We start from the raw sequence: 23,306 nt of genomic DNA, 5'->3' as shown, positions 1-23,306 counted from the left end.
CCCAATGCTGATCGCCGCGCGCCGTCTGATTACCGTTGACCTGTCCGCTGGCAGGCAGGCTGCCGCAAGTCGCCGGTCATCGGTCGTCGGTCGTCGGTCTTTAAGTGTGAATCGAGGGGCAGGTGACTCGCTTACGCGGAGGAGATTCCATCATAGGCAACGCCGGGCGCGCCGTCAACGGTTGTCTTTTCGCGCGCCGGTCAGCGTTGTCGGTCAATCCACATCACTTGTCGCTCTTCTTGCTGCGCAGCTTGACCAGCGCTTCTCGAACACTGGCGGCGTTGCGGGCTTCCGGCTCGGATTTCAGGTAAGCCTCAAGCTCGCGCGCCGCCGCCTCTTTGTTGCCGCGCCGCTCGTAGACGCGGGCGAGCTGCAAGCGCACTTCGTTCATGCGCTGGTCGCTCAGCTCCCAGGCGCGATTCAGTTCATGCTCGGCGTCTCCGAAATCGGCTTCGCGCTGCGGATTGTCTTCGCGTATGGCCAGCTCGATCAAAGCGACGCCGCGGTGAAAGTGCGGCAGCGGGTTGGCCGGCTTCAAGGTCTCGGCCTCGCGGAAAGCGCGCTGCGCCAGCGCGTATTTTTTCTCCTTGAACATAATCAAGCCGAACAGGTGATAGACCGCGTCCTGCCGGTCATTGATCTGCCGCGCCCGCTCCAACTCTTCAAGCGCCTCGCGGTCCTGGCCGGCGCGGAACAACTCCTGCCCGAGCATGTAGTGGGCGTCGAAGTAATCGCTGAATTCGGCGATGGCGGCGCGCAGTAGCTCGACGGCTTCCGCCGCCCTGCCTTCGTGGAGTTTGCTGATCGCTCGCTCGTAAGCGGCGCGCGCCGCTTTCGGCACGTCTTGCGCGAATAGGGTCGTCGGCACGAGCGGGGCGGCGTCAGGCTTTGGGCGGATAACGATCTCGACGTTGACGAATTGCATGAGCCGCATGCCGCCGTCGTTATCAAAGCGCACCATCTGCGCCGCCGGCTGGAAGCCTGCCATGACCACAGCGACTTCGTATTCGGCAGGCTCAAGGCCACTGAAAGCGAAATCGCCATCGTTGCGCGTCACCGTCTGCGCCAGCATGCCGCCGCCGCCGAGGCGCAGCTCGACGATGGCGTTATTGACCGTGCTGCCGCCGGGGGTGCGCACCTTGCCGCGAATCGTGCTGCGCTGCGCCTCGGCGGCGGCGGCCAGAACGAGCATGAGCGCCAGCGCCATAAACCATGTCCGCCGATTGATCATAGAGCGCCTCCTTCTTGGCGGCGATTATATCAGCATCTGCGCTTTCATGGCACAAGGATGCGCGGCGGCTGAATGCGCCGCCGCGCATCCGACAGTAAATTTCTTCGATTGACACCGTGGCCGGCGGCGCAGTAAGTTATTCGCCGGTACGACATCCGGCGGATGCGCGGGGCTTCATCTCAGGTTTTGACGCCCCTTGCCTCGCAAGCCTTTGCCGTCGCGTTGCGTCCCACAGGTATCCCGCAGGGTTTCATCAACATTTCTATTTCAGCGCCCCCGCGTCGGAGGCTGTATGCGTCTTGCGCTTCGCCTGTTTGGTCTGCGATGGGTTGTGTTGTTTGCGGTGCTGACGGTCTGTGCCGCGAGCGCTTCGGCAACGACCGTGATCATTCCTGCCGATGACGACATGATCGTCGGCGCCCGCGCCATCATCCGGGGTCGCGTGCTTGCCGTCACCTGCGACTTCGACCCGCAAGGCCGCATCTATACCTACGTCACCGTGCGCGTCAACGAAGTGATCAAAGGCCACCTGACGGCGCGCCGCATCGTCCTTAAAGAGCCCGGCGGGCAGGTCGGCTTGCAGGGCAACCTCGTCTTTGGCGCGCCGCAATTCAAGCCCGATGAAGAAGTCCTGCTCTACCTCGACACATGGAACGATGGCGGCCTGCGCGTGCATCAACTCTTCCTGGGCAAATTCACCGTCACCCGTGAGGCGGCGACCGGCAAGACGATGGTCACACGCGAGGGGCCGGACGCTAACGTCGTCGTCGAAGAGCGTCCGCATGCAGACGGCGCGCGCGGCCCGGCGACCAGTCGCATGGAGCTTGCCGCTTACACGGCGTTGGTGCGTGCGCGGCTAATCATCAACCGCGAGCGCGCCCGCGACTTCGAGCGCGCCCACTATAGCAACGTCGCTTTGCTCGCGGAGCCGCCGGGCTACAGCCGTGTTGCCGCGGGCGGCATCCATGCGGAATTCAACTTCATCACCAATCCGCCGGTGCGCTGGTTCGAGCCCGACAGCAATCTGCCCGTCGCCTTCAACGTCAACCTCGAAAGCGCGCCGCCGGGGACGATTGATGATGTCGTTGCCGCTATGAATGCATGGTCAACGATTCCCGGTTGCGCGATGCGCGCCATCGTCGGCAGCACTGGCAATTACTGTTTCGCGCGCGGCACCAACACGATCACCTTCAACAACTGTGACGGCCAGTTCGGGCCGACGCCGGGCTGCGCCAGCATTCTCGCCATTGGCGGCTTGAACTGGGATGCGGGGCAGACGCGTGTAGTGAACGGCGTGACCTTCTATGCCGGCAACACCGGCCACGTGTCGTTCAACCCATACGCCAGTTGCGATTACGACGACCACTGCAAAGTGCGCGAGATCGCCACGCACGAGATCGGCCATGCGCTTGGGCTCGGCCACTCGTGGATCCCCTGTTCGGGATGCTCACCACCAGGCGCGGCGCAGCAGGAAGCAACGATGTATGGCGTGGCCCACTTCGATGGCCGCTGCGCAACGCTCAAGCAAGACGACACGAACGGCATTCTTTTCATGTACCCGGCGGCGGGCGCAGGGCCGGGGCCGCTGACGATCATCACCACCTCGCCATTGCAATTCGGCTTCATCGATCACGTCTATTCGCAATCGCTAGTCGCATCGGGCGGCACGCCGCCTTATCGCTGGTCGCTTGCCGACGCGGGGGCGTTGCCGCCGGGGTTCGCTTTCAACGCGTCGGGATTCGTCGGCGGCACGCCGACCGGCGAAGGCACTTACGTCTTTACGGTGCAGGTCACAGACGCCGTGAACGCCACCTCGCAAAAAGATTTTGGCATCACCATCACGCGCGCTTCTTCAAGTTTGAATTCGACGTTCGATTCTCAAGAAGTGCCGACGAAGCTGGAGCCCGGTCAGAACTTCCCCGTAGTCATTCGTTTCCTCAACAGCGGCGCGCAAGCCTGGGGCACCAGCGGCCTGTACGTCCGCTCGCAAAATCCGACGGATAACGCCTTGTGGGGCGGCAACATCGTGCCGATCTTCGGCAACCCGATTGCGCCGGGCGAATCGTTAGAAGCGCGCTTTATCGCCTTCGCGCCGCGCACGTCGGGCGTCTACGATTTTCAGTGGCAGCTTTATCAGGACGGCCAGGGATGGTTCGGGCAGATGTCAACGAACGTCCGCATCACGGTCGGCGATGGCGTGCCGCCTTTGAAGATCACCGGTGCCGCGTCGGCTGAAGCTGTGCAGGGGCAGGCCTTCACGATGCCGCTTGCGGCAACCGGCGGCTCGTCGCCTTACACCTGGACAGTGACGGCGGGCGCGCTGCCGCAAGGTCTGACCTTGAACCGCGAAAGCGGCCTGCTTGCCGGCGTGGCGGTGGCGAGCGGGGCTGCGACCTGCACCGTCGCGGTCAGCGACGCGCAATCACGCCACGACGAGCGAGTGATGACGATCACCGTGCTGCCGCCGCCTGTGCCGGCGCTCGAAATGACGACGGCGCAACTGGCGGCGGGTCAGCAGGGCGTGGCCTATAGCCAGCCGCTCGCCGCCGTCGGCGGCAAACCGCCTTACGTCTGGTCTATGGCAGAAGGCAGCTTGCCCGCGGGCCTCGCGCTCAACGCCGCGAGCGGCGCAATCAGCGGCATGCCGAGCGTGTCGGGCACCTTCAACATCACGCTGGCCGTCAGCGACGCCGACGCGCACACGGCGCGCAAGCCGTTCACGCTTACGATCAGCGCGCCGCAGTTGACCATGCAGCTTGCGACGCTCATTGAAGCTTCCGTCGGCCAGGCGTTCAGCTATCAGCCTGCCGCCGCCGGTGGCCGCCAGCCTTATACGTGGGCGATCACGGCGGGCGCTCTGCCGGCGGGATTGGCGTTGAACGGCGCGAGCGGTTTGATCTCCGGCACGCCGACGGCGGCGGGCAGCTTTGCGGTGGGGATTACTGTGCGTGACCCGGACAGTCGCAGCGTCAATGGCAACCTGACGATCAAGGTAACCGACCCGGCGACCATCCCGGCCATTAGCAGCGTCAAGTACAAAGGCGGCAAGAAGCTGATGGTTTTCGGCGAACGCTTTAACGCGGCGGCGGTGCTAATGATAGATGGTTTGCAGACGGCGGCCAATCCGAACGATAACAGCTTCGTGGTCAAGCGCCTGACGCTGGCCACAGGCACGCACGAAGTCAAAGTCATGAACCCCGGCGGCGTCGCGTCAGCGCCATTCATCTTGACGGTAAACTGAGCGGGATTTTTGGAGTGCGGTGACCAGTCGCCGCACTCCTAAGCGCCGACTTGTCAGCGCGATGATGCGATGCTCAGGCACAGGCGGCGACTGGTCGCCGCACTCCAAATGAAGATCAGCTCTCTTTCTGGCGGTGCGCCCTCGCCTGATTGACGAAGGCGGCATGGTCGTTGCGGAACGGCTGCTCGAACGTCGTCGGCCAGTTGGCCCGATCCGAGTAGAGCCGTTTCAGGCCCGCCGTGACCTCGGGGTCGCCGCCGGTGAAGCCGCGAATCAGGTCGTCCCAGCGCGTCGCCAACTGCTGTGCGCGCTCGCTCGCAGGGTCTACGCCTTCGGCCATTGCCGCTTCGACGTCTTTGAACAGCGCCGCCCAGTCGGCCTGAGCTTTCGCTTGTTTTTCGGGGGTCCAATCTTTGGCGCGCTCTTCGATCTTCTTGCGTGCCGCTTCCGAGTAATACTGCATCATCCAGTTCGTGTCGTTTTCCATATTGATCACCTCAATGATTTGTTTGAAGGCGTCGAGCGGGGCTTCGCCTTGCGCGCCGATCATGCGCTCGGCGCGCTCGATGGCCGCAATGGCGCGGTCGAGCGCGCCGCGCTTGCGGCTGATGATCTCGCGCTGCAAGCGCAAGGTCGTCGCCAGGTCGAGCGCCTCGCCTTCCAGCACCGTCTTGATCTCTTTCAGCGACAGGCCGATGAACTTCAAGGCGACGATCTGTTCCAGCCGCGCCACGTCGTGGTCGGCGTACAGGCGATAACCGGCGCGTGTGCGCCGCGCCGGGCGCAGCAAGCCGAGGCGGTCGTAATGGTGCAAGGCGCGCACCGTCACACCCGTCAATTCGGCAAACTCGCTCGCCCTGTACCAGCCTGCGACTTTGTTGCTCACCGCCTCGGCCTCCTTTCACTCGTCCATCGTAAACCCTGACGCTGCGTCAGGCTCAAGTCTTTTTTTTTGTGGTTTCATTTCTCTCTTCGGCAAGTCCCGGAAGCGAATCCAGAGTCTATTCATACTCGGTTCAGAGACAGGGGATCAACCGCCAAGACGCCAAGAGCGCCAAGCCCCTGCTAAAGACGTGCAGCTTTCTCTTGGTGTCCTTGGCGTCTTGGCGGTTAATCTCCGAGAATATCGCCCCAACTTTTAATCGCCGCGGTTGATGATGTATAGTTGTGGATTCAACCGAGGAGTATTTTTTCGACTGAGAGAACTTTCATATGGCAGATATCGAAACGATTACCAGTTTAGCCAAGCGGCGTGGCTTCGCCTTTCAATCGAGCGAGATTTATGGCGGCCTCGGCTCGGTCTGGGACTACGGGCCGCTCGGCGTCGAATTGAAGAATAACATCAAGCGCGCCTGGTGGCGCTCTGTGGTCTATGAGCGTGACGATATGGTCGGCCTCGACGCCGGCTTGTTGATGAACCGACTGGTCTGGAAATACTCAGGCCACGAGGCGACCTTCTCCGATCCGCTGGTGGACTGTCGCAAATGCAAGTCGCGGCTGCGCGCCGACAAGCTCGAAGGCGATAAGTGCCCGAACTGCGGCTCAACCGACCTGACCGAGCCGCGCCAGTTCAATCTCATGTTCCGCACCACCGTCGGCGCGGTCGAAGACGAATCGGGGCTGGCTTACCTGAGGCCGGAAACCGCGCAGGGCATCTTCGTCAATTTCAAAAACGTCCTCGACACCACGAACCGCAAGCTGCCGTTCGGCGTCGCGCAAATCGGCAAGGCGTTCCGCAACGAGATCACGCCGGGAAACTTCATCTTTCGCACACGCGAGTTTGAGCAGATGGAGATCGAGTTCTTCGTCAAGCCGCCGCAGGTGCTCAAGCCCGGCGAGATGACCGACGAAGAGTGGCACGAGCGCTGGGTCGAAGACCGCTATAACTGGCACCTTGAGCTCGGCATGAATCCGCAGAACCTGCGCAAGTATTACCAGACGAAAGACGAGCTGGCGCACTATGCCAAGGGCTGTGTCGATTTGCAGTACCGCTTCTTCCCCGAGCGCGAGGACGAACAGAAGCAGTGGGACGAGCTCGAAGGCATCGCCAATCGCACCGACTTTGATTTGAAAGCGCACTCGAAGAAGCCGGTCAATGACGAAGGCAAGCGGCTCAACCCGGACTCGACGGCCGACCTGACCTACTTCGATCACGAGTCGAATCAGCACGTCTTTCCTTTTGTCATCGAGCCGTCGGCGGGCGTTGATCGCAAGGTGCTCGCTTTTCTGATGGACGCCTACACGGAAGAAGAGGTGCGCGGCGAAAAGCGCGTCGTCCTCAGGCTGCATCCCGAGCTGGCGCCGATCAAAGTCGCGGTGCTGCCGCTGGCGAAGAACAAAGAGCCGATTGTCAATCTGGCCAAAGAGATCAAGCGCAACCTGACGCGCACCGGCGGGCTGCGCGCCGTCTATGACGACACCGCCGGCATCGGCAAACTCTATCGCCGGCAGGATGAAGTCGGCACGCCGTTCTGTGTGACCGTTGATCATCAGTCGCTCGAAGACAATCAAGTGACGATCCGCGAGCGCGACAGCATGGCGCAAGAGCGCGTGCCCGTGGCCGAGCTGGCGAAGACCATCGGCCAGAAGCTCGGCATGCCGGTCTGCGTGTAACGCACATTTACGAATCGAAAGGAGAATAGCGAATGAAGGCTTGGAAAATGGGAATCGCTTTGATGTTGACGGCAGTATTCAGCGCCGCCTGCGAAGGTAACAGCACGACGAACGGCAACGCGAACAATGCCAACCACACGGCCATCAAGAACGAGCCGGCGGCTGCGGCTGCGAACACCAACGCCGCCAACAGCAATACGAACCCGATGGGCGCGCTCGCGGCTCCCGGCGAAGGCGCGGCGCTCTATGAAGCGCGCAACTGCAACGTCTGTCACGGCTTCGACGGCAAGGGCAATGCGCAGATGAAGAACGTCCCCAACTTTACCGACGCCGCATGGCAGCGGAAGACCACCGATGCCGAGATGATCAATGTCATCCGCAACGGCAAACCGCCAATGCCTGCTTACACCAAACAGCTCACCGACGATCAGGTCAAATCGGTGATCGCTTACATCCGCTCGTTGGCGAAATAAGCCGCGGGCGCGGCGGCGCAGCAATCATCGGTCGGCGCGTTAGAATAGTCATGATGAACGGAGCAAGCAAACAGAGCTTCGCGGTGCTGCTGGTGTCGGCTTACGAGCTGGGGCACCAGCCGGCGGGGCTTGCCGTGCCGCTCGGTTTTCTGCGCCGCGCCGGTTTCGCCGCCGACGCCATAGACATTTCGGTGCAGGGCTTTGATGAAGCGCGCGTGCGCCGCGCCGGCTTCGTCGGCATCTCTGTGCCGATGCACACGGCGCTCCGGCTCGGATTGCGCATCGCCGAGCAGGTGCGGCGCATCAACCCCGCGTGCCACATCTGCTTTTATGGGATGTACGCGACGCTGAATGCCGAGTACCTGCTCGACACGGTGGCCGATTCGATCATCGGCGGCGAGGTCGAAGAAGAGCTGGTTGCGCTGGTTGAAGCCGTCGCCGGGGATGAACCGCTCAACGCGGCAGAGATCAAGCGGCGGGCCGGGCTTCCGGTGCTGGCGCGTTTGGACTTTCCGCTGCCCGAGCGCGGCGGGCTTGCGCCGCTCGAACGCTATGCGCGGCTCGCGGTTGATGGCGAGGAACGGCTCGCCGGCTATGCGGAAGCGAGCCGTGGCTGCCTGCACCACTGCACGCATTGTCCGATCCCGCCGGTTTATGGCGGGCGCTTCTTTGTCGTCCCGCAAGACATCGTCATGGCTGACATCCGTCAACAGGCCGCGGCGGGCGCGCGGCACATTACCTTCGGCGATCCTGATTTCTTGAACGGCCCGACGCACGCCCTGCGACTCGCGCGGCAGTTGCACGCCGAGTTCCCTGATCTGACTTTTGATTTTACGGCGAAGATCGAGCACCTGCTGAAGCACCGCGCGCTGCTGCCGGAACTGGCGCAAGCCGGGTGCCTCTTCGTGGTGTCGGCGGTCGAGTCGTTAAGCGATGCGGTACTCGGCCATCTCGACAAAGGCCACACGCGCGCCGACGTTGACGAAGCCCTGGGCCTGCTCAATGAAGCCGGCATCGCTCTGCGCCCGTCGTTCGTCGCCTTCACGCCGTGGACGACGCTCGACGATTACCTTGAGTTATTAGCGTTTGTCGAATCGCGCCACCTGATCGATCACGTTGACCCTGTGCAATTCAGCATTCGCTTGCTGGTGCCGCCGGGCTCGCTGCTGCTCAAAGATGCCGGCGCGTGGCTCGGGCCATTGAATCAGCCGGCGTTCACTTACGAGTGGCGTCATCCCGACCCGCGCATGGACAAGCTGCACCGCGAGGTCACAGGCATCGTCGAGCGCGCCGTGCAAGGCAACGAAGATGCGGCGGCGACCTATGCGCGAATTTTTGAAGCCGCCGACGTGATGCAAGGCGGCGGTGATGCGATCAAACGATTGCCGCGGGCCGCACCCATGCGGTCGCACCCGCCGCGCCTCACCGAAGCCTGGTTCTGCTGAGCGGAGCCGACGCGGGACCAGTTCGGTCCCCTCGAAAAACGCGCAGGACTTTAGGGAAGGTGACCAGTGACAGGTGACAGGTGACAAGAGGCGGCTTATTTTGACAAGGCGTTTGGCGATGCGCTGAGCAGGCGGCTATAATGGATGTTCAAAGGGTGATGCGCCTGATCGATCTTGTCACTGTTTAGTTAGTCACCGAATCGAAGGAGCTAGAAAATGAGTTCACCATACGCAAGCAATATTCAGATTCGCGCCGAAGTTGACCAGCGAGACATTCACGTCTGCCACTTCACGGTAGACCGCCCGGTCAATTCGGGCGCGGCCACCTTTGCCAGCGCCGAAGAGGCGAAAGCCAATGACCTGGCCAACCGCCTGTTCAGCATTCCCGGCATCACTAAAGTCGAGCTGGATGGTTACAAGGTATCGGTCACGCAATCGGGCAGCGAAGACTGGCGACAGATCGGCAAGCGCATCGGCTCGGCCATCCGCACCTTCCTGAACCCGCCGCCCGAAGTCCCCGAAGGCGACCGCCTGCCGCCGGATGAAGTCCGCCGCCGCGTCCAGCAGGTCTTAGACGATATGATCAATCCCGGCGTGGCTTCGCACGGCGGCTTCGTCGAGCTGCTCGACGTGCAGGACGATAGCATCTTCATCCGCATGGGCGGCGGTTGTCAGGGCTGCGGCGCCGCCGACATGACTTTGAAGCAGGGAGTCGAACGGCTGATCCGCGAGAACGTCCCGCAGGTGCGCGAAGTCCTCGACCAGACCGATCATGCGTCGGGGCGCAACCCGTACTACGCCGCGTCGAAGTAAAACGGCGAAGTCACGCGCCGCGTGGCGCAGATCATCAATCAAACAGCAAGGGCGCGAGCGGCTGTCAGTGAGCCGCCCGCGCCCTTCGCTTGTCTGTGCCGCCGTGTAGCGCAATCTGTTAGATTGCGCGAGCCACAGCGCAATCTAACAGATTGCGCTACAAAAAAACCGCTCTGATCTCAGGGATTCGCCTCTTGCGCCTTCGCCGTGTCCTGTCCGACTTGACGGGTGCCTTTGCTGACATTGACAAAGAGCAGCAGCGAGAGGCCGAGGATCAAAAAGATCGCTACCGACAGAATCGCTACGCGATAGCTCCCTGTCAGATCGTAGGCCAGGCCGAACAGCAGCGGGCCGAGCCAGCTTGTGCCCTTGTCGCTGACTTCGTAGATGCTGAAGAATTCGGCCTCTTGCCCTTTAGGAATCATCAGCGAGTAGAGCGAGCGGCTGAGCGCCTGGCTGCCGCCGAGGACGACGCCGATAATCGCGCCCATAATCAGAAAGTCGCGCGCCGTGTGCAGCAGGGCGTAAGCATAAACCACGACGCCGATCCAGATCACCAGGCTGATGATGATGGCGCGCTTGGTGTTCGTCAGCCTGGCGATGAAGTTGAAGATCAGCGCGCCGAAGAAGGCGACGAATTGCACCAGCAGGATGGTGCCGGTCAGCGTCGAAAGCTCCAGCCCCAGCTCTTTGTTGCCGAATTGCGCCGCCAGCGCGATCACCGTCTGAATGCCATCGTTATAAAGCAGGTAGGCCAGCAGCATCAGCAGCGTGTGCGGGTAACGCCGCAGACCGCGCAGCGTGTGGCCGAGCTGTTTGAAGCCGGCGGTGAGATAGCTGACGCCCGCGGGCAATTGCTTGACGGCGTGGCGGGGCTTGAGCCGGGCCATCGGCACCAGCGAGAAGAGCGCCCACCATGCGCCCGCCGACGCCAGGCTGATGCGCGCCGCGTGCGCTTTGCCGATCCCCCAGGCTTCGGCTTTCGCCAGCAGCACAAGGTTGGCAGCCAGCAGCAGACCGCCGCCGAGGTAGCCCCAGGCGAAACCGACCGATGAAACCGCGTCGCGCCGGTCGGGGCTGGCGATGTCGTTTAGGAAAGCGTTATAGAAAACGATGGACGCGCCAACGCTGAAATTGGCGATGAGAAACAAGCCGCCGCCGAACAGGTAGTGATCGCCCTGGAGAAAGTACAGGCCGAGCGTCGCAAACGAGCCGGTGTAGGCGAACAGCATCATCAACTGCTTTTTCAGATTCGAGTAGTCGGAAATCGCGCCCAGTACCGGCAGAAAAAGCATCTGGCAGAAAACCGACAGCGACACCACATAAGGGAAGAAAGCGTCGGGGCGGATTTGCAGGCCGAACGGATGGATGTAGCCGTCGGCGCCCGCCGCCGCTTCGGCGACCCCGGTCAAGTACGGCCCCATAAAGACGGTGACAACCGTCGTATAGAAAGCCGAGTTGGCCCAGTCGTAGATGTACCAGCCGAACAGCTCGCGGCGGTCGTTAACGGGAGGTGCGCTCATAATGGCTTGTTGGCTTCGCTTTCTTGAGAGGCTTGACTGCGCAAAGACACGCGCAGCATAAGCCATCGCCGCGCGCGATAGCAAGCACACGGGCGCGGTATACAATCCTCCACTAACCTTTTTCTCCGCCAGTGTCTCTATACTTATGAAGGCCGCCGCCTGAGGCGAGGCCGGGAGTGCGCATGGCAAAGCACGGGACCGAACCGCCGGATGAAGTGCTGGTGGTCGCCGCTATCCTGGGCGACCTCGAAGCTTTCGACGAGCTGGCGACGCGCTATCGCGCCGCGGTCATGCGTGTCGCGCAGGCCATCGTCGGTCGCGACGATGCCGAAGACGTGGCGCAGGACGCCCTGCTGCTCGCCTTCAAAGCGCTGCCGTCAATCGAAGACCCGACGCGCTTTGCCGCGTGGCTGGCGATCATCACGCGCCATCGCGCCTTCCGTTTTAACAGGCAGCAGCGCGCCCACCAGACGGGCCGCGTCGAGCTGGATGAATTTTTGCTCGGCCAGCTCGGCGCGCTGAGCGCGCCGAGCCTTGCTGACGACGACGAAGAGCTGGGCCGGGCCATTGAAAACCTGCCGGCAGATTACGCGATGGCGCTGCGGCTGCGCTTCCTCGACGAGATGCCGCTCAAGCGCATCGCGGCTTTCTTAAACGTGCCGGTTTCGACCGTCAAGTGGCGCGTGCATCGCGGCAAGCAATTGCTGCGCGATCAGGTTGAATTACTCAGACAAAGAGGTGAGTCATGGAAAGAGATCGAGAAGTGACAAAGCTGACGAACGTGTTGCGGCGCATCGCGCGGGCTGCGTGGTATGCCGCATGGAACCGGGCCGAAGCGGACGCGGCGCGCTTCTGCGCTTTGCAGTACAACCGCGTGCTGGCGCGGCTCGAACGTATCGAGCCCGCGGTCAAGCCGCTCTTTGCGCCGTTGCCGGAATCCGCCTCGCCGCAGGTGATTCGCATGGCGGCGAGCGAGCTGGCGGCTTTCTTTGACGACGAGGCCGCCGAACCTCACGAAGGGCACGAGCGGCATGGCCAGCGACAGCGCCGCCGCCATGGCTGTCGCCCGCGTGTCATCGTCGGGGTGATGCCGGTAGATCGCTGCTAGGTTGCTGCTGAACCGATTCGTAGGATTTCGAGTGATCTTTTGACAAGAGGTGAAGTATGGAACGGGACAAAGAACTGGCAAAGCTGGTCAACGTCTTGCGCCGCACGTCGCGCATGGCGTTGCAGTCGGAATGGACGGGCAGCAGCGCGGACGCGGCGCGCTTCTGTGTTGAGCAATACAACCGCGTGCTGGCGCGGCTGAAAGAGATGGACGCGGACGTCGGCGCGGTGTTCGAGCCGCTGGCCGAGGACAGCTCGCTAACGGTCGCGGCCATGGCTTGCCGGCAACTGGCGGCTTATTACGAAGACGAAGTCGGCTCGGCGGGCTGGGGCGAGTGGAAAGGCGTCTGGGGCGATCCGCGCTACGGCGCGTGGGCGGATAAGAAAGCCTTCAAGGAGTTCTGGAGCCGCTCGGCGCGCGAGATTGAAGACTTCGGCGAGTTCATCCGCGAAAACATCGAAGAGTGGGTGAAGCAGTACAAAAGCCGTCAGCCCGCCGCGGAGCCGTCGGGTCGCTCGACCAGCCGCATTGATCCCGATGAAACGAAGCGGCAGTAAGCGGCGCAATCACAGACCGGGTGCCGGCTATGACGCGGCACCCGTGCCGCGCTCGCCGATGGCCTGATGCAATTCGGCCAGCAGCTCGTCGCGGGTGAAGTTGCCCTTCTGAATGATGCGCGTCGTGCCGGTGTCGAGCGCCCGCCGCTCCTCGTGCGACAGGTCGCGCGCCGTCAGCAGAATGATCGGCGTGTCGCGCCACTCGGCGTTGACGTTCAGGCGGTGGACGACCTCGAAGCCGTCCATCTCCGGCAGCATTAAATCGAGGATGATGGCGTCGGGCCGATTCTGCGAAATGATTTCTAGCGCCGCCCGCCCGTCGCGCGCCGTCTCGACTTCGTAGCCGCTATCTTCGAGAATCGCCTCGACCAGCGCCAGCGCGTCATCGTCGTCTTCGACGATCAGCACGCGGCCCGCCTGGCTTAGCGTCGCGCGCTCAACCGCCGCGACCAGTGGCTCGCGCTCCAGCGGTTTTAAAAGAAAGGCGGTTGCGCCCGCCTGCCGCGCCGCCGCTTCAAGGCCCGCATCGGTCGCGGCGGCGATGATGACGCTTGATTTCTGTGTGCGCTCGGCGTTGTCGCCGGCAATCGTTGCGAGCAGATGGATGCCATCTTCGAGATGATCGAAATCAACGACGATGACCGCCGGCTGCGCCAGCCGCGCGATCTCAGCGCCGCGCCCCCCGTCGTCGGTCGCCGCCACCGAGTAGCCGATTTCAGCCAGATACTTCTTCGTCAGGTAGAGCGACGCCGGGTCGCTGGCCACGACCAGCGCGGTGCGCTCAGGGTCGGCTAATGCCGGCTCGTCATTTGCGACAAGGGCGCGGCCTTCAATCGCAATCGGCAATGTCATCGCGAACACAGAGCCTTCGTCAACGCGGCTGCTCACTTGAATCTCGCCGCCCAGCAGCTCGACCAGCCGGCGAGTGATGGCCAATCCCAATCCTGTGCCGCTGTGGGCGCTATGCGCGGCACGGCCCACCTGGCGGAATTCCTCGAATATCTTCGGCAGGTCGCTTTCGCTGATCCCCGGCCCGGTGTCGCTGACGCTGATGCGTATGCGATCAGCGGCGGCGCGCTCGGCACGGACATTGACTTCGCCGGCAGCGGTGAACTTTAAAGCGTTCGACAGCAGGTTAATGAGCGCCTGTTGCAGCTTGGTGCGGTCGGTCTTGAGCGTCGGCAGCTGATCTTCGACCGAGACGTTAAGCTGAATGGGGCGATTCTCTTTCAGCGGCTCGACGACGGTGATGGCGCGCTCAATGATGTCACGGACATCGGCGGCTTCGGCGTAGACTTCCATGCGCCCGGCCTCGATCTTCGACAGGTCGAGCACGTTGTTGATCAGCTCAAGCAGGTTGCGGGCGTTGCGCGAGACGCGTTCGAGATTGCCGCGATGGCGGTCTTGCAATTGCAGCGAGCGGTCGTCGAGCAGCAGTGAGGTGAAGCCGATGATGGCATTCATCGGCGTGCGCAGCTCGTGCGACATGTTGGCCACCAGCCGGGCGCGCGTGTGCGTCTCGGCGTTCAGGCGGCGGTTCTGCTCAACGAAAACACGGTTGCGCTGCTCAAGGTCGGCGCGGGCGCGCTCGCTGGCTTCGACGCGGGCGCGCAAGCCGTTGGCGTTCTCTTCGAGCCGTGAGGCGATTGATTCGAAGCGCTCGATAGCGTTTTGCAGCTCCTGATTGACCTGCGCCATCGCCGCATTCTCCTGCTCAAGGTCGAGCGCGCGCGCGTTCAGGCGGGCGATCTCCTCTTCAAGCTCGGCGGAGCGGGCGCGGACGCGTTCAAGCTGGGTTTCCAGCTCGACAGCGCGCGGGCGGAGCTGCGCCGCTTCGAGGGCGAACTCGGTGTTGCGGACTTCAAGCTGGTCGTGCGTGTCGCTGAGCGCCGCGTGTAGGCGTTGCAGCTCGGTCAGCGCCTCGCGGTCGGCGCCCGCGCCGCGCAACTGTTCGCCGAGCGCGGCCTGCTCTCGTTCCAGCTCCTGAATGCGCCGGCTCGCCTCGGCGCGCTCTTGCTCTAGCTCTGCCGTCAGCGCTTCGACGCGCTTCTCTAGATCGGCGGCCCGCGACGCAGAGGAAGCATGCTTCTCTGTCATCTCGTCGGCGCGCAGTTGCAGCCGCGTGTTCTCCTGATAAATCTCGTCACTGTGCTGCGCCTGCTCAGTGCGCAGTCCTTCAAGCTCGGCGCGCAATCGCGCATGGTCGTCATCGGCGCGCAGTCGGTCGCCGCGCAACTCTTCGATCTCGCTTTCAAGCTCGACGACGCGCGCCGCAAGCTGTGCGCGCTGCTGCTCGTGACGCTCGCGGGCATCTTCGGCGAGGCGCAAGGTACGCTCCAGCTCAAGAATGCCGTCAGCGGTCGCCTGCTGCTCTTTACAGACCCGCTCGTAGTGGTCGTTGAGCGCCGCGTGCTGCTCGCGCAGTTGCGCGTGGTCGCTCTCAAGCTGTGCCGAGGCCGCAAGCCGGGCCTGAAGCTGTTCAACTTCACGGTCGCGGTCGCCGAGCTGCTGGTTCAGCGACTCGTGTTGCTGGCTGAGCGATTCGTGTTGTTGGCTGAGCGATTCGTGTTGCTGGTTGAATTCGGCGACGCTCGCGGCCAGCTCGGCGGCGCGCTCTTTGAGCCGCGCGTTTTCTTCTTCGAGCAGACCGGCGCGGTCGCTTAAGGCCGCCAGCTCGACGGCGGTCTGTTGCTCGCGCTCCTGCTGTGCCTGGGCGCGTTCCTGGTCGCGCTCCTGCTGTGCCTGGGCGAACGCCTCGGCCTGCTCGCGCAGTTGCTGATTCTGTTCTTGAAGCTCGGCCAGCCGCCGCGTGCTGATTTCGTTATCGCGCCACAGCGATTCGCGCTCGACCTGAAGCTGCCCGACCAGCCGCGTCAGTTGCGCGACCGCGTCTTCAAGCTCAAGCGTGCGCTCGCGGGCGGCTTCTTGCTGCGTGCCGACGCTGGCGCTCTCGCGGTCGAGGCGGGCGCGCAGGCTGTCGCAGCGCGATTGCAATTCGGCGACGCGGATGGCGGCGACCGCCGCCGGCGCCAGCTCTTCCAGCGCCCGCAATTCGTCTTGATGAAATGGGCGGTGATGAAACAGGCCAATCAACCCGACCGTGCCGTTGAGGCCGCGCAGCGGGTAGAGCGCGTAGGTGTCGAGCGCGTCCTGGCGATGGCTGCGCTGCAAGCCGAAGAGTTTGTCGCCGGCGCCGCGCGGGTCGCTGAAGTCGGCGACGCCGCCGCGCGAGATCATCGAAGCATTGAGGACGGCAAGCGGAATGCGCGGGAATTCTTTGGTCATTTCGCCGCCGCTTGCCGCCGCCAGGTGCAGACACATCTGGCGGTTGGTGCAGGCATCCGCAAGCGGGCAGTGGTCGCAGATGTCGCCGCGTTTGACGACCCAGACCTTGCACACCGGCACGCCGCTTTCGGCAACGACGGCTTCGGCGACGAGGCTCAGGGCGCTGTCCAGGTTTGAGCCGCGCCCGACTTCATCGAGGATTCGCCTGATTCTGTATTCGCTGGCTATTTGCATCTGGTTGTTCGAGTGGGGCGATCTATCGGTCTATCGGGGACTCGTGATGTGCCAGTCGGAATTGTAAACTCAACCTCGCGGAGCGTCAATTATCTTATTTCAGCCGCCAGCGGGCCACGGCAAATAGATTGTTGCCGTGGCCGGTTGGCTTATTGCTTCATCGCTTCGATCAGAATCTGCGCCACCTCTGGGCGCGAGAACTCGCGGGGCGGCATCTCGCCTGAGGCGAGCAACTGGCGCACCTTGGTTCCCGACAGCGTCACATGCTCAGCGGAGTCGTGCGGGCAAGTCTTGTTCGACGCCATCGCGTCGCAGCGCCGGCAATAGAACGAGTGGTCGAAGAACATCGGCGTGATGGCCAGCGCTTCGGCGTCGAACTCGTTGAAAATGTAATGTGCATCATAGGTGCCGTAATAGTTGCCAACGCCCGCATGGTCGCGCCCGACGATGAAGTGCGTGCAGCCATAGTTCTTGCGGATGATGGCGTGAAAGACGGCTTCGCGCGGCCCTGCGTAACGCATCGCAGCCGGGTTGACCGCCAGCATCGTCCGCGTGCGCGGGAAGTAATGCTCCAGCATCGCCTCGTAACAACGCATGCGAACCGTTGCCGGAATGTCATCCGACTTGGTCTCGCCGACCAGCGGGTGCAGCAGCAAGCCGTCAACGACTTCGAGCGCGCACTTGATGATGTACTCGTGGGCGCGGTGAATCGGGTTGCGGGTTTGAAAGGCGACGACGCGCTGCCAGCCTTTCTTCTTGAACGCCTCGCGCGTTTGTTGCGGGTCGAAGCGATAAGCGGGAAATTGCGGATTGCGCGGGCGGTTGAGCAGGCTGATCTTGCCGCCCAGGAGCCAGTCGCCTTGCTCGTAAAGCGCCGCGACACCGGGGTGCGCGGTTTCGGTTGTCAGGTAGACGCGCTCGGCCTCGCGCTGCTTGTCGTAGCGGTATTTTTGTTCGAGATGAAGCACGCCGAGCAGGTGATCGTCGCCGGCATAGAGCGCCACGTCCTGGCCTTCGTTGATCGTCGCGGCGAGGTCGTCGGTGGCCGACAGGGTGATCGGTATCGTCCACGGCAGGCCCGAAGCCAGGTGCTTGTTGCCGCGCACGGCGATGTAATCGTCTTCGCACATGAAGCCTTCAAGCGGGCTGAAGGCGCCGTTGGCGATCATTTCGAGGTCAGAGATTTCGCGCGCCCTCAAGGTCAGGCGCGGCATGGCGGGGGCGCGTTCGAGCAAGGTTTCGCGCTCGACGCCGGTAAGCTCACGATTGATGAGCCGCCCGCCATGTGCCGGTATGATGTCCATTAATTGTTTCCCTCACAGATAAAAATTGCCTCATCGAATAAGTCGCCGTCGCTCAGTAAGCTTTTTGAGATACGAAACAAGCTATAAACGATAGGCGAGCGCCGCGCCGGCTGTCAACGCAGGCGATCATAGCGGTTGTCCAGTGGTGATGGATGCTGTAGGACGATTGCCGTTAAAAGAAGAACCTTGTCTTACTCTGACTGCTCCCCGCGCCATTCGGCCAGCGCGTCCCGCGCTTTTTGAGCAGCGGGGCTTTCGATCTGCTCATAAATCTTCAGCGCCGCTTCAGCGAGAGGAATAGCCTGCTCGCGTTGGCCGAGTTCATCCAGCGCGAGGCTCATATTGTAAAGATAGATACCTTCATTGCGCCGGTCACCGATCTCACGAGCAATCACGAGAGCTTGCTCATATAACTCGATGGCGTGGCGCGTCTCGCCCAACTCAGCGTAAGCTACGCCCAAATTACCCAAGTCTGCGCCCTCGCCGCGCCAGTCGCCGATCTCATGATCAATTACCAAAGCTTGTTCATAGAATTCAATGGCTCGGCGCGTCTCGCCCAAATTTTTGTAGGCTACACCCAAGTTGCCTAAGTCTGCGCCCTCGCCGCGTCGGTCACCGATCTCTCGATCAATCACGAGAGCTTGCTCATATAACTCGATGGCGCGGCGCGTCTCGCCCAACTCAGCGTGAGCTAGTCCCAAGTGAGTCAGTGCCGCGCCTTCACCCTGCCGGTCGCTGATCTCGCGAGCAATAATGAGATGCTGCTCATAATATTCAATGGCTCGGCGCGTTTCGCCCAGATCAGCATAGGCCATGCCCAAGTTGCCCAGATTTGCACCCTCATCTCTTCGTCGTTTCAACTGGCGCGCAGTAATCAGAGCTGAGTCTAACCATCCAATACGTCTACGCGGATGCTGCCGTAAATTGAGCAAGGATGCCCCTGCTAATGGAAAGCGTCCGCATAGTTCGGCTGCTTGGTTCTCCTGTGCTGCATGTGTGGCTGCAAGGGCTTGTCCAGCCTGAATGTTGCGCCACTCAAGGTCAAACAAAACAAGTCCCTGCTTGAGCGCATCGCCGCCTTGCAGATAAAGCTTATTGGCTTTTTGGAGTTCATCGCAGTAATGCACTGCATGGCGCAGTTGTGCCATTGAGCGTGTCGCCTCATCCAACTGCGGTCTAACAATCAACCTCACAAGATCATGCAGGCGATAGCGCGCGGTCTCTTCGTCGTACAGCACCAGATTGCGCTCAAGCAATTTGCTCAAGCTGTCGCGCGCTTCATCTGGCTTTACATCCCACACCGCCGCTGTTGCCGCGCGGTCGAAGCTTGCCGGGAAAACTGCAAGCATCCGCCAGCGCAATGCAAGCTCGGCGCTCTCCTGCTCCAGTTGTTTGGTGCTGAGTCCAAGCACTGCTCCGACGTCGAGATCATCTTGCTTCAATCGTTCAAGCCGTTGGCGCTCATCGCTCAACGCCTCGATATACTCATCCACCGTCCAGTCCCGATGCACCGCAAGGAACGTCCCTGCCACACGCAAGGCTAGCGGCAAGTGGCCACACAACTCGGCGATTCGATTTAGTTGTTGATCTGTTGCGGGCCGTTTGTCGAGGATTTCGCGCAGCATGGCGCGGGCTTCTTTTTCAGAAAGCGCATCAAGATCGAACCGGCGCACACCTTCCAACACAATCGCCCGGCGCGAAGTGACGATCAGCGCGCACGGCGCAGGCGGTACGAGCGGGCGCACCTGCGCGGCGTCGAAGGCGTTGTCGAGCAGGATCAACACGCGCTTGCCGGCAAGCAGGTTGCGATAGACTTGCGCGACTTGATTGATGTCGTCCGCCGCCGGCGTTTCAGGGTGAAAAGCGCGAATGACGCGCAGCATGGCTTCAATCGGTGCGAGCGGCTGCGACGTGCCCTGCATGTCTACGACGATCTGCGCGTCCGGGTAGTGGTCGGCCAACAGGTGCGCGACGTGAACCGCGAGCGTCGTCTTGCCGACGCCGCCCATGCCGTTAAGCGCCGAGATGACCACATGGCCGTCGCCCTGTTCGAGCGCCTTGCGCAACTCGCTCACTTCGCGCTTGCGGCCCGTGAAGTCCGCGATATCGCTCGGCAGTTGGCGCAACGGCGACGCGAGCAAAGCCGGTTGCACAGGCGGCGCTTGATGAACGTTCACCTGTACGACATTCCCGGCGTTGTCGGTTGTCACGACCGAATCATCGACGTCGCCGCCAATGCCGACCGCGCCCTCGCCGGGAACTTCGACGCGAGTGCGGGCCGGCTGCGCACGCTTACTCTTTTTCCGATTTTCGTCGGTCATTGGTTTGATCGCCCGTGATGATGGTGCCGCCGCTGACATTACCGCCGATGCCGACGCTGCGGTCGCCGCTGACAATCACCGTCACGCCGGCGTTCTTCGCGTTCTGTAGAATGCCGTCCAGCTCGCGCGCAAGCTCGTTGTCGTTAGCCAACAGCTTCTTCAACTGGAGACGCAACGCCGCCTGCGCGTCTTCGTCTTCGGGCGTCGTGGCCACATCACTAATTGCTTCTTGCAGAGCGGGCGTCGCTTCGGCCTTCGGGCGCAGCTTGGCCCATAGCGACTTCGCGTATTCAAACGCCTCGCCGCTGATCTTCTTAGTCACTTCTTTGGCGGCTTCTCCGCCCAATGTGTACAGGGCAGGCAGGGCCGGGACCAGATACGTCACCACGTCGCTCGCAATAGTCGCAGGGTTCATACTCACTCCTCCTGATGATGATCGAGTTGGCTTCGAGGCGGTGCGGGCTGCGGTAGCGGCCAATAAAAAAACGCGCGAAGCCGCGCGTTAAGCAAATCGCAATTGCCGAGTGATGTCAAGTACAGATTCCGGAACGCTCAGCGCATGGCTTTTCGCGCGAGCTGCAACGCCAATTCCATGTCTCGGTCACGGCCTGCGATGAGATCGTCTATCGTGTGATTGACCGGGTAATCCGGCACCACGCCGTGGGCGGCGGCCTTGTAGCCGCTCACCGCCATGTAGTAGGTCACGAGCGGCACGCGCAGGCCGATCTTCGTGTTCGGCAGCACGACCTGCGGCGTCATCCCTGAGCTGTTGCCGTAATAGCCGCCGCCCGATTCCTCGCCGATGAAGGCGGCGCGTTTGTGATAGTGCGCCTGCGACAGAAACTCTGAAGTCGTCGAGAAGCTGCCGCCATTAATTAAGATATAAACCTTGCCGGTGAAGGTCGGTTTGCTCGGCTGATTGATGCCCCAGTTCGGGTGACTCGTCTCATGGAACTTGCCGTCCGCGCCTCGCTCGGCCTGCTTGGCGCTAACCTTGAAGTTGGGGTTGCCCGCGTATTTCATCAGCTCGAAGTGGTCGTTGTTGATGACCAGATCGTTGTAATACTTGAACGGCTCGCTGATCAGGTAAGACAGTAACAGCTTGCCAAGCTCGTCAGCGCCGCCGCCGTTGTCGCGCAGGTCGATCACCAGCGCCCGCGCCGCTTTCACCTGCATCTCCTCGAACGATTCCTGGTAAAAGGTCTTCAAATTCTTCTTCTTCTCGGCGTCAACGTAGCCGCCGAAGCCATTGATCTTCATCACCGCAATGCGGCCCTCGTCCAGGTAATGAAGCCCGCCGGCACTCGTCGGCGCTTCGTCTTGCGGGTAAGCCGCCTTCGCCATCTGCGTGAGCTTCGGCAGGGCGACGCCTTCAAGTCGCACTTTCTCTTCGCGCCGCGTCTTCGGGTTATAGACGATCAGGTCGTAAGGGCTCTGAGCGCCGATCAGCGTGTACAACAAGACGCCGAAGCGCAAGCCGCCGATGCGCGCCTGCCGCGAGGTTTCCACATCGCCGTCGCCTGAGGCTGCCGCCAGCAGCGCCGCAATGATCTTTGCCGCCGGCCGGCGGTTGATGGCGCGAATCTCAAAGCCTGCGAGACGATGCTCATCGCTCGACAGATCGCGGAAGATGTAAGCGCGCCGGTTGATCACTCGCACGTTCAGCGGCAGCAGCGCGACCTGTGTGCCGACCTCCTTGCGCAACGGTTCGGGTAGGCTCAGCCCCGTGTGACCGCACTTGATGGCGGCGACCGCCGGCGCCAGCACACGCAGGAATTCATACGCGCTCATCGGGTGATCGAGCGCCCGCGCTGCCGCGTCAAACGTGCGATCAAGTTCCGGCTTCGGCGTGTAGCGATAGATGCCGCTGTGGCCTTCTTCGAGCGCGCGCCGGGCGATTTGAAAATCTTCGCGCAACTGCTCCGGCGTGAATGTTGGCAGCGATGCTGCGCCATCGTGTTTCGTCTGATTCGCAGTCTGCGCCGGCACAGAGAGCCACAGCGCCAGCACCGCAAGAGAGATAGCCGACAGTCGTTTTATCCACATACGTCCTCGCTCAATGATTGAACGGCGCGAAGGATGGCGGGCACACCGACTCTTCATACTGGAAGCGCGCGGCAAAAGTTGCGAGAAAGGCGTTACCGCCGCCGCGACGACTTACTGGCCGGCCGTCGCTTCGTTGTAAAGCTTCTGGATGAAGTCGGGCGGGTCGGGCTCGGCTTTTAAGGTCTGCTTCATGCCTTTGCTATAGGCCCAGCGGTGCAGCCACGACACGCCCCGCGGGCCGGCATAGGTGTCGGGCAAGCGGTAGGCCGGGTCTTCCAGGGCGCGCGCCAGTGTGACAAATTGATAGCCGCGCTTCTCGAACATCCGCGCCACGCCGTCAAAGTAATCGGCGTTCAACTCGTTGGCGTGTAGCAGCAGAACATGGCGCACCGGCGCGCCGACGACTTCCAGCGACAGCTTCTCGAAAAAGTCCACCATCGTCTGCATGTGCTCAAGGTAAGCTTTGCTTGTGCGCTCGACAAGCGCCGCGTCGTTGCGCTCTCTGGCCCGGACATAAACCGTGTTGAACATGTAATCGGCGTCGTCAAAGGTCACCGGCGCAACCGTGTAGCCGCGCTCGGCGAGGAACTTCTCGAAAGAGGCACGGGCTTCAAGCGTCGGGCCGGTGCGCAAAAAGGGATGGCGGAAATAGCGCAGCTTCAGCCCACGCCGCTCCATCAGCATGCGGGTGACGGTTTCGCCTCGTATCAGGTCTTCTTCAAAGGCGGCGAGCGGCGTCGTTTGCAGCGACGGGTGCGAATAGGTGTGATTGCCCAGCTCAAAGCCGTTGTCGAGCCAGAGCTTGAGGATCGCTACGCGCTCATCCATTTCGCCCAGACGGTAGAGCTTGCGCTCGTTGACGAAGCCGACCACAGGGATGTTGTGCGCCTTGATTACCCCAAGCAGCTTGACGGTCATGGCGCGCAGCCGCTTCAAGTCCATATCAGGCCCATTCAGCGGCAGGTCATCGAAGGTGACGCAGACCTCTTTCGGCGCGGCATGCGCCGTGGGCTTTTCCCGCGCCGGCAAGTTCGTAGCAGCAACCACAACTAAGAGCGCGACAAGCACGGATCGCTTCATCAAATTCATGTTTTTATTTCTTCCTTTCAGTC

17 protein-coding genes are annotated in these 23,306 nt (G+C 62.0%); 8 read left to right on the top strand and 9 right to left on the bottom strand.

Annotated elements, in window-relative coordinates; genetic code table 11:
* Positions 1–223: 223 nt before the first annotated feature.
* The gene (locus VJ464_17100; protein HKQ06855.1) at positions 224–1,231 is read right to left on the bottom strand and encodes a tetratricopeptide repeat protein; all 1,008 of its coding nucleotides are present in this window, start codon (positions 1,229–1,231) and stop codon (positions 224–226) included.
* A gap of 292 nt (positions 1,232–1,523) precedes the next feature.
* Here VJ464_17100 and VJ464_17095 point away from each other — a divergent pair, with 292 nt between their 5' ends.
* The gene (locus VJ464_17095) at positions 1,524–4,472 is read left to right on the top strand and encodes a putative Ig domain-containing protein (GenBank protein ID HKQ06854.1); all 2,949 of its coding nucleotides are present in this window, start codon (positions 1,524–1,526) and stop codon (positions 4,470–4,472) included.
* Between the two features lie 115 nt (positions 4,473–4,587).
* On the opposite strand, the gene VJ464_17090 is transcribed toward VJ464_17095, so the two are convergent.
* A complete protein-coding gene (locus VJ464_17090) occupies positions 4,588–5,358 on the bottom strand; it encodes a MerR family transcriptional regulator (protein ID HKQ06853.1) in 771 nt (256 codons plus the stop codon).
* Between the two features lie 326 nt (positions 5,359–5,684).
* Here VJ464_17090 and VJ464_17085 point away from each other — a divergent pair, with 326 nt between their 5' ends.
* The 4 genes from VJ464_17085 to VJ464_17070 all read left to right on the top strand — a co-directional run bounded on the left by VJ464_17085 (position 5,685) and on the right by VJ464_17070 (position 9,816).
* Complete coding sequence (locus tag VJ464_17085) at positions 5,685–7,085, top strand: glycine--tRNA ligase (GenBank protein ID HKQ06852.1); 1,401 nt, start codon at positions 5,685–5,687, stop codon at positions 7,083–7,085.
* 32 nt (positions 7,086–7,117) lie between these two features.
* Entirely contained in the window at positions 7,118–7,558 is a 441-nt protein-coding gene (locus tag VJ464_17080) for a c-type cytochrome (GenBank protein HKQ06851.1), read from the top strand.
* Positions 7,559–7,611: 53 nt separating this feature from the next.
* Positions 7,612–9,003, top strand: coding sequence for a CUAEP/CCAEP-tail radical SAM protein (locus VJ464_17075; protein ID HKQ06850.1), 1,392 nt, complete (start codon positions 7,612–7,614; stop codon positions 9,001–9,003).
* Positions 9,004–9,219: 216 nt separating this feature from the next.
* A complete protein-coding gene (locus tag VJ464_17070; protein HKQ06849.1) occupies positions 9,220–9,816 on the top strand; it encodes a NifU family protein in 597 nt (198 codons plus the stop codon).
* Between the two features lie 179 nt (positions 9,817–9,995).
* On the opposite strand, the gene VJ464_17065 is transcribed toward VJ464_17070, so the two are convergent.
* Positions 9,996–11,339 carry an MFS transporter gene (locus tag VJ464_17065; protein ID HKQ06848.1) on the bottom strand — a complete coding sequence of 448 codons (1,344 nt, stop codon included), beginning with the start codon at positions 11,337–11,339 and terminating at the stop codon, positions 9,996–9,998.
* A gap of 182 nt (positions 11,340–11,521) precedes the next feature.
* On the opposite strand from VJ464_17065, the gene VJ464_17060 reads away from it, so the two are divergent.
* From VJ464_17060 to VJ464_17050, 3 genes are read left to right on the top strand one after another with little or no spacing between them, the layout of a single operon-like run.
* Positions 11,522–12,106 carry a sigma-70 family RNA polymerase sigma factor gene (locus tag VJ464_17060; GenBank protein HKQ06847.1) on the top strand — a complete coding sequence of 195 codons (585 nt, stop codon included), beginning with the start codon at positions 11,522–11,524 and terminating at the stop codon, positions 12,104–12,106.
* Positions 12,085–12,447: a hypothetical protein gene (locus tag VJ464_17055; protein HKQ06846.1), complete on the top strand. Its 363-nt coding sequence runs from the start codon at positions 12,085–12,087 to the stop codon at positions 12,445–12,447. The genes VJ464_17060 and VJ464_17055 overlap by 22 nt, the downstream gene beginning before the upstream one ends.
* A gap of 56 nt (positions 12,448–12,503) precedes the next feature.
* Positions 12,504–13,004, top strand: coding sequence for a hypothetical protein (locus VJ464_17050; GenBank protein ID HKQ06845.1), 501 nt, complete (start codon positions 12,504–12,506; stop codon positions 13,002–13,004).
* A 27-nt stretch (positions 13,005–13,031) separates the two neighbouring features.
* Here the strand turns inward: VJ464_17050 and VJ464_17045 are convergent, their stop codons facing one another.
* The 6 genes from VJ464_17045 to VJ464_17020 form a co-directional block, all read right to left on the bottom strand.
* Positions 13,032–16,523, bottom strand: a complete 3,492-nt coding sequence (locus VJ464_17045) for a response regulator (protein HKQ06844.1) — start codon at positions 16,521–16,523, stop codon at positions 13,032–13,034.
* A gap of 149 nt (positions 16,524–16,672) precedes the next feature.
* Positions 16,673–17,827: a sulfate adenylyltransferase gene (sat, locus tag VJ464_17040; GenBank protein ID HKQ06843.1), complete on the bottom strand. Its 1,155-nt coding sequence runs from the start codon at positions 17,825–17,827 to the stop codon at positions 16,673–16,675.
* A gap of 191 nt (positions 17,828–18,018) precedes the next feature.
* Positions 18,019–20,148 carry a tetratricopeptide repeat protein gene (locus VJ464_17035; protein HKQ06842.1) on the bottom strand — a complete coding sequence of 710 codons (2,130 nt, stop codon included), beginning with the start codon at positions 20,146–20,148 and terminating at the stop codon, positions 18,019–18,021.
* Complete coding sequence (locus tag VJ464_17030; GenBank protein ID HKQ06841.1) at positions 20,120–20,563, bottom strand: hypothetical protein; 444 nt, start codon at positions 20,561–20,563, stop codon at positions 20,120–20,122. Before VJ464_17030 ends, VJ464_17035 begins: the two co-directional genes overlap by 29 nt.
* 137 nt (positions 20,564–20,700) lie before the next feature.
* On the bottom strand, positions 20,701–22,194 hold the full coding sequence (locus tag VJ464_17025) for a S41 family peptidase (GenBank protein ID HKQ06840.1): 1,494 nt from the start codon (positions 22,192–22,194) through the stop codon (positions 20,701–20,703).
* A 111-nt stretch (positions 22,195–22,305) separates the two neighbouring features.
* Entirely contained in the window at positions 22,306–23,283 is a 978-nt protein-coding gene (locus tag VJ464_17020; GenBank protein HKQ06839.1) for a polysaccharide deacetylase family protein, read from the bottom strand.
* Between the last annotated feature and the right edge of the window lie 23 nt (positions 23,284–23,306).

Source organism: Blastocatellia bacterium (genome assembly GCA_035275065.1).
Lineage (GTDB): Bacteria > Acidobacteriota > Blastocatellia > UBA7656 > UBA7656 > DATENM01.
This window is presented reverse-complemented; position numbering and strand designations above follow the sequence as displayed.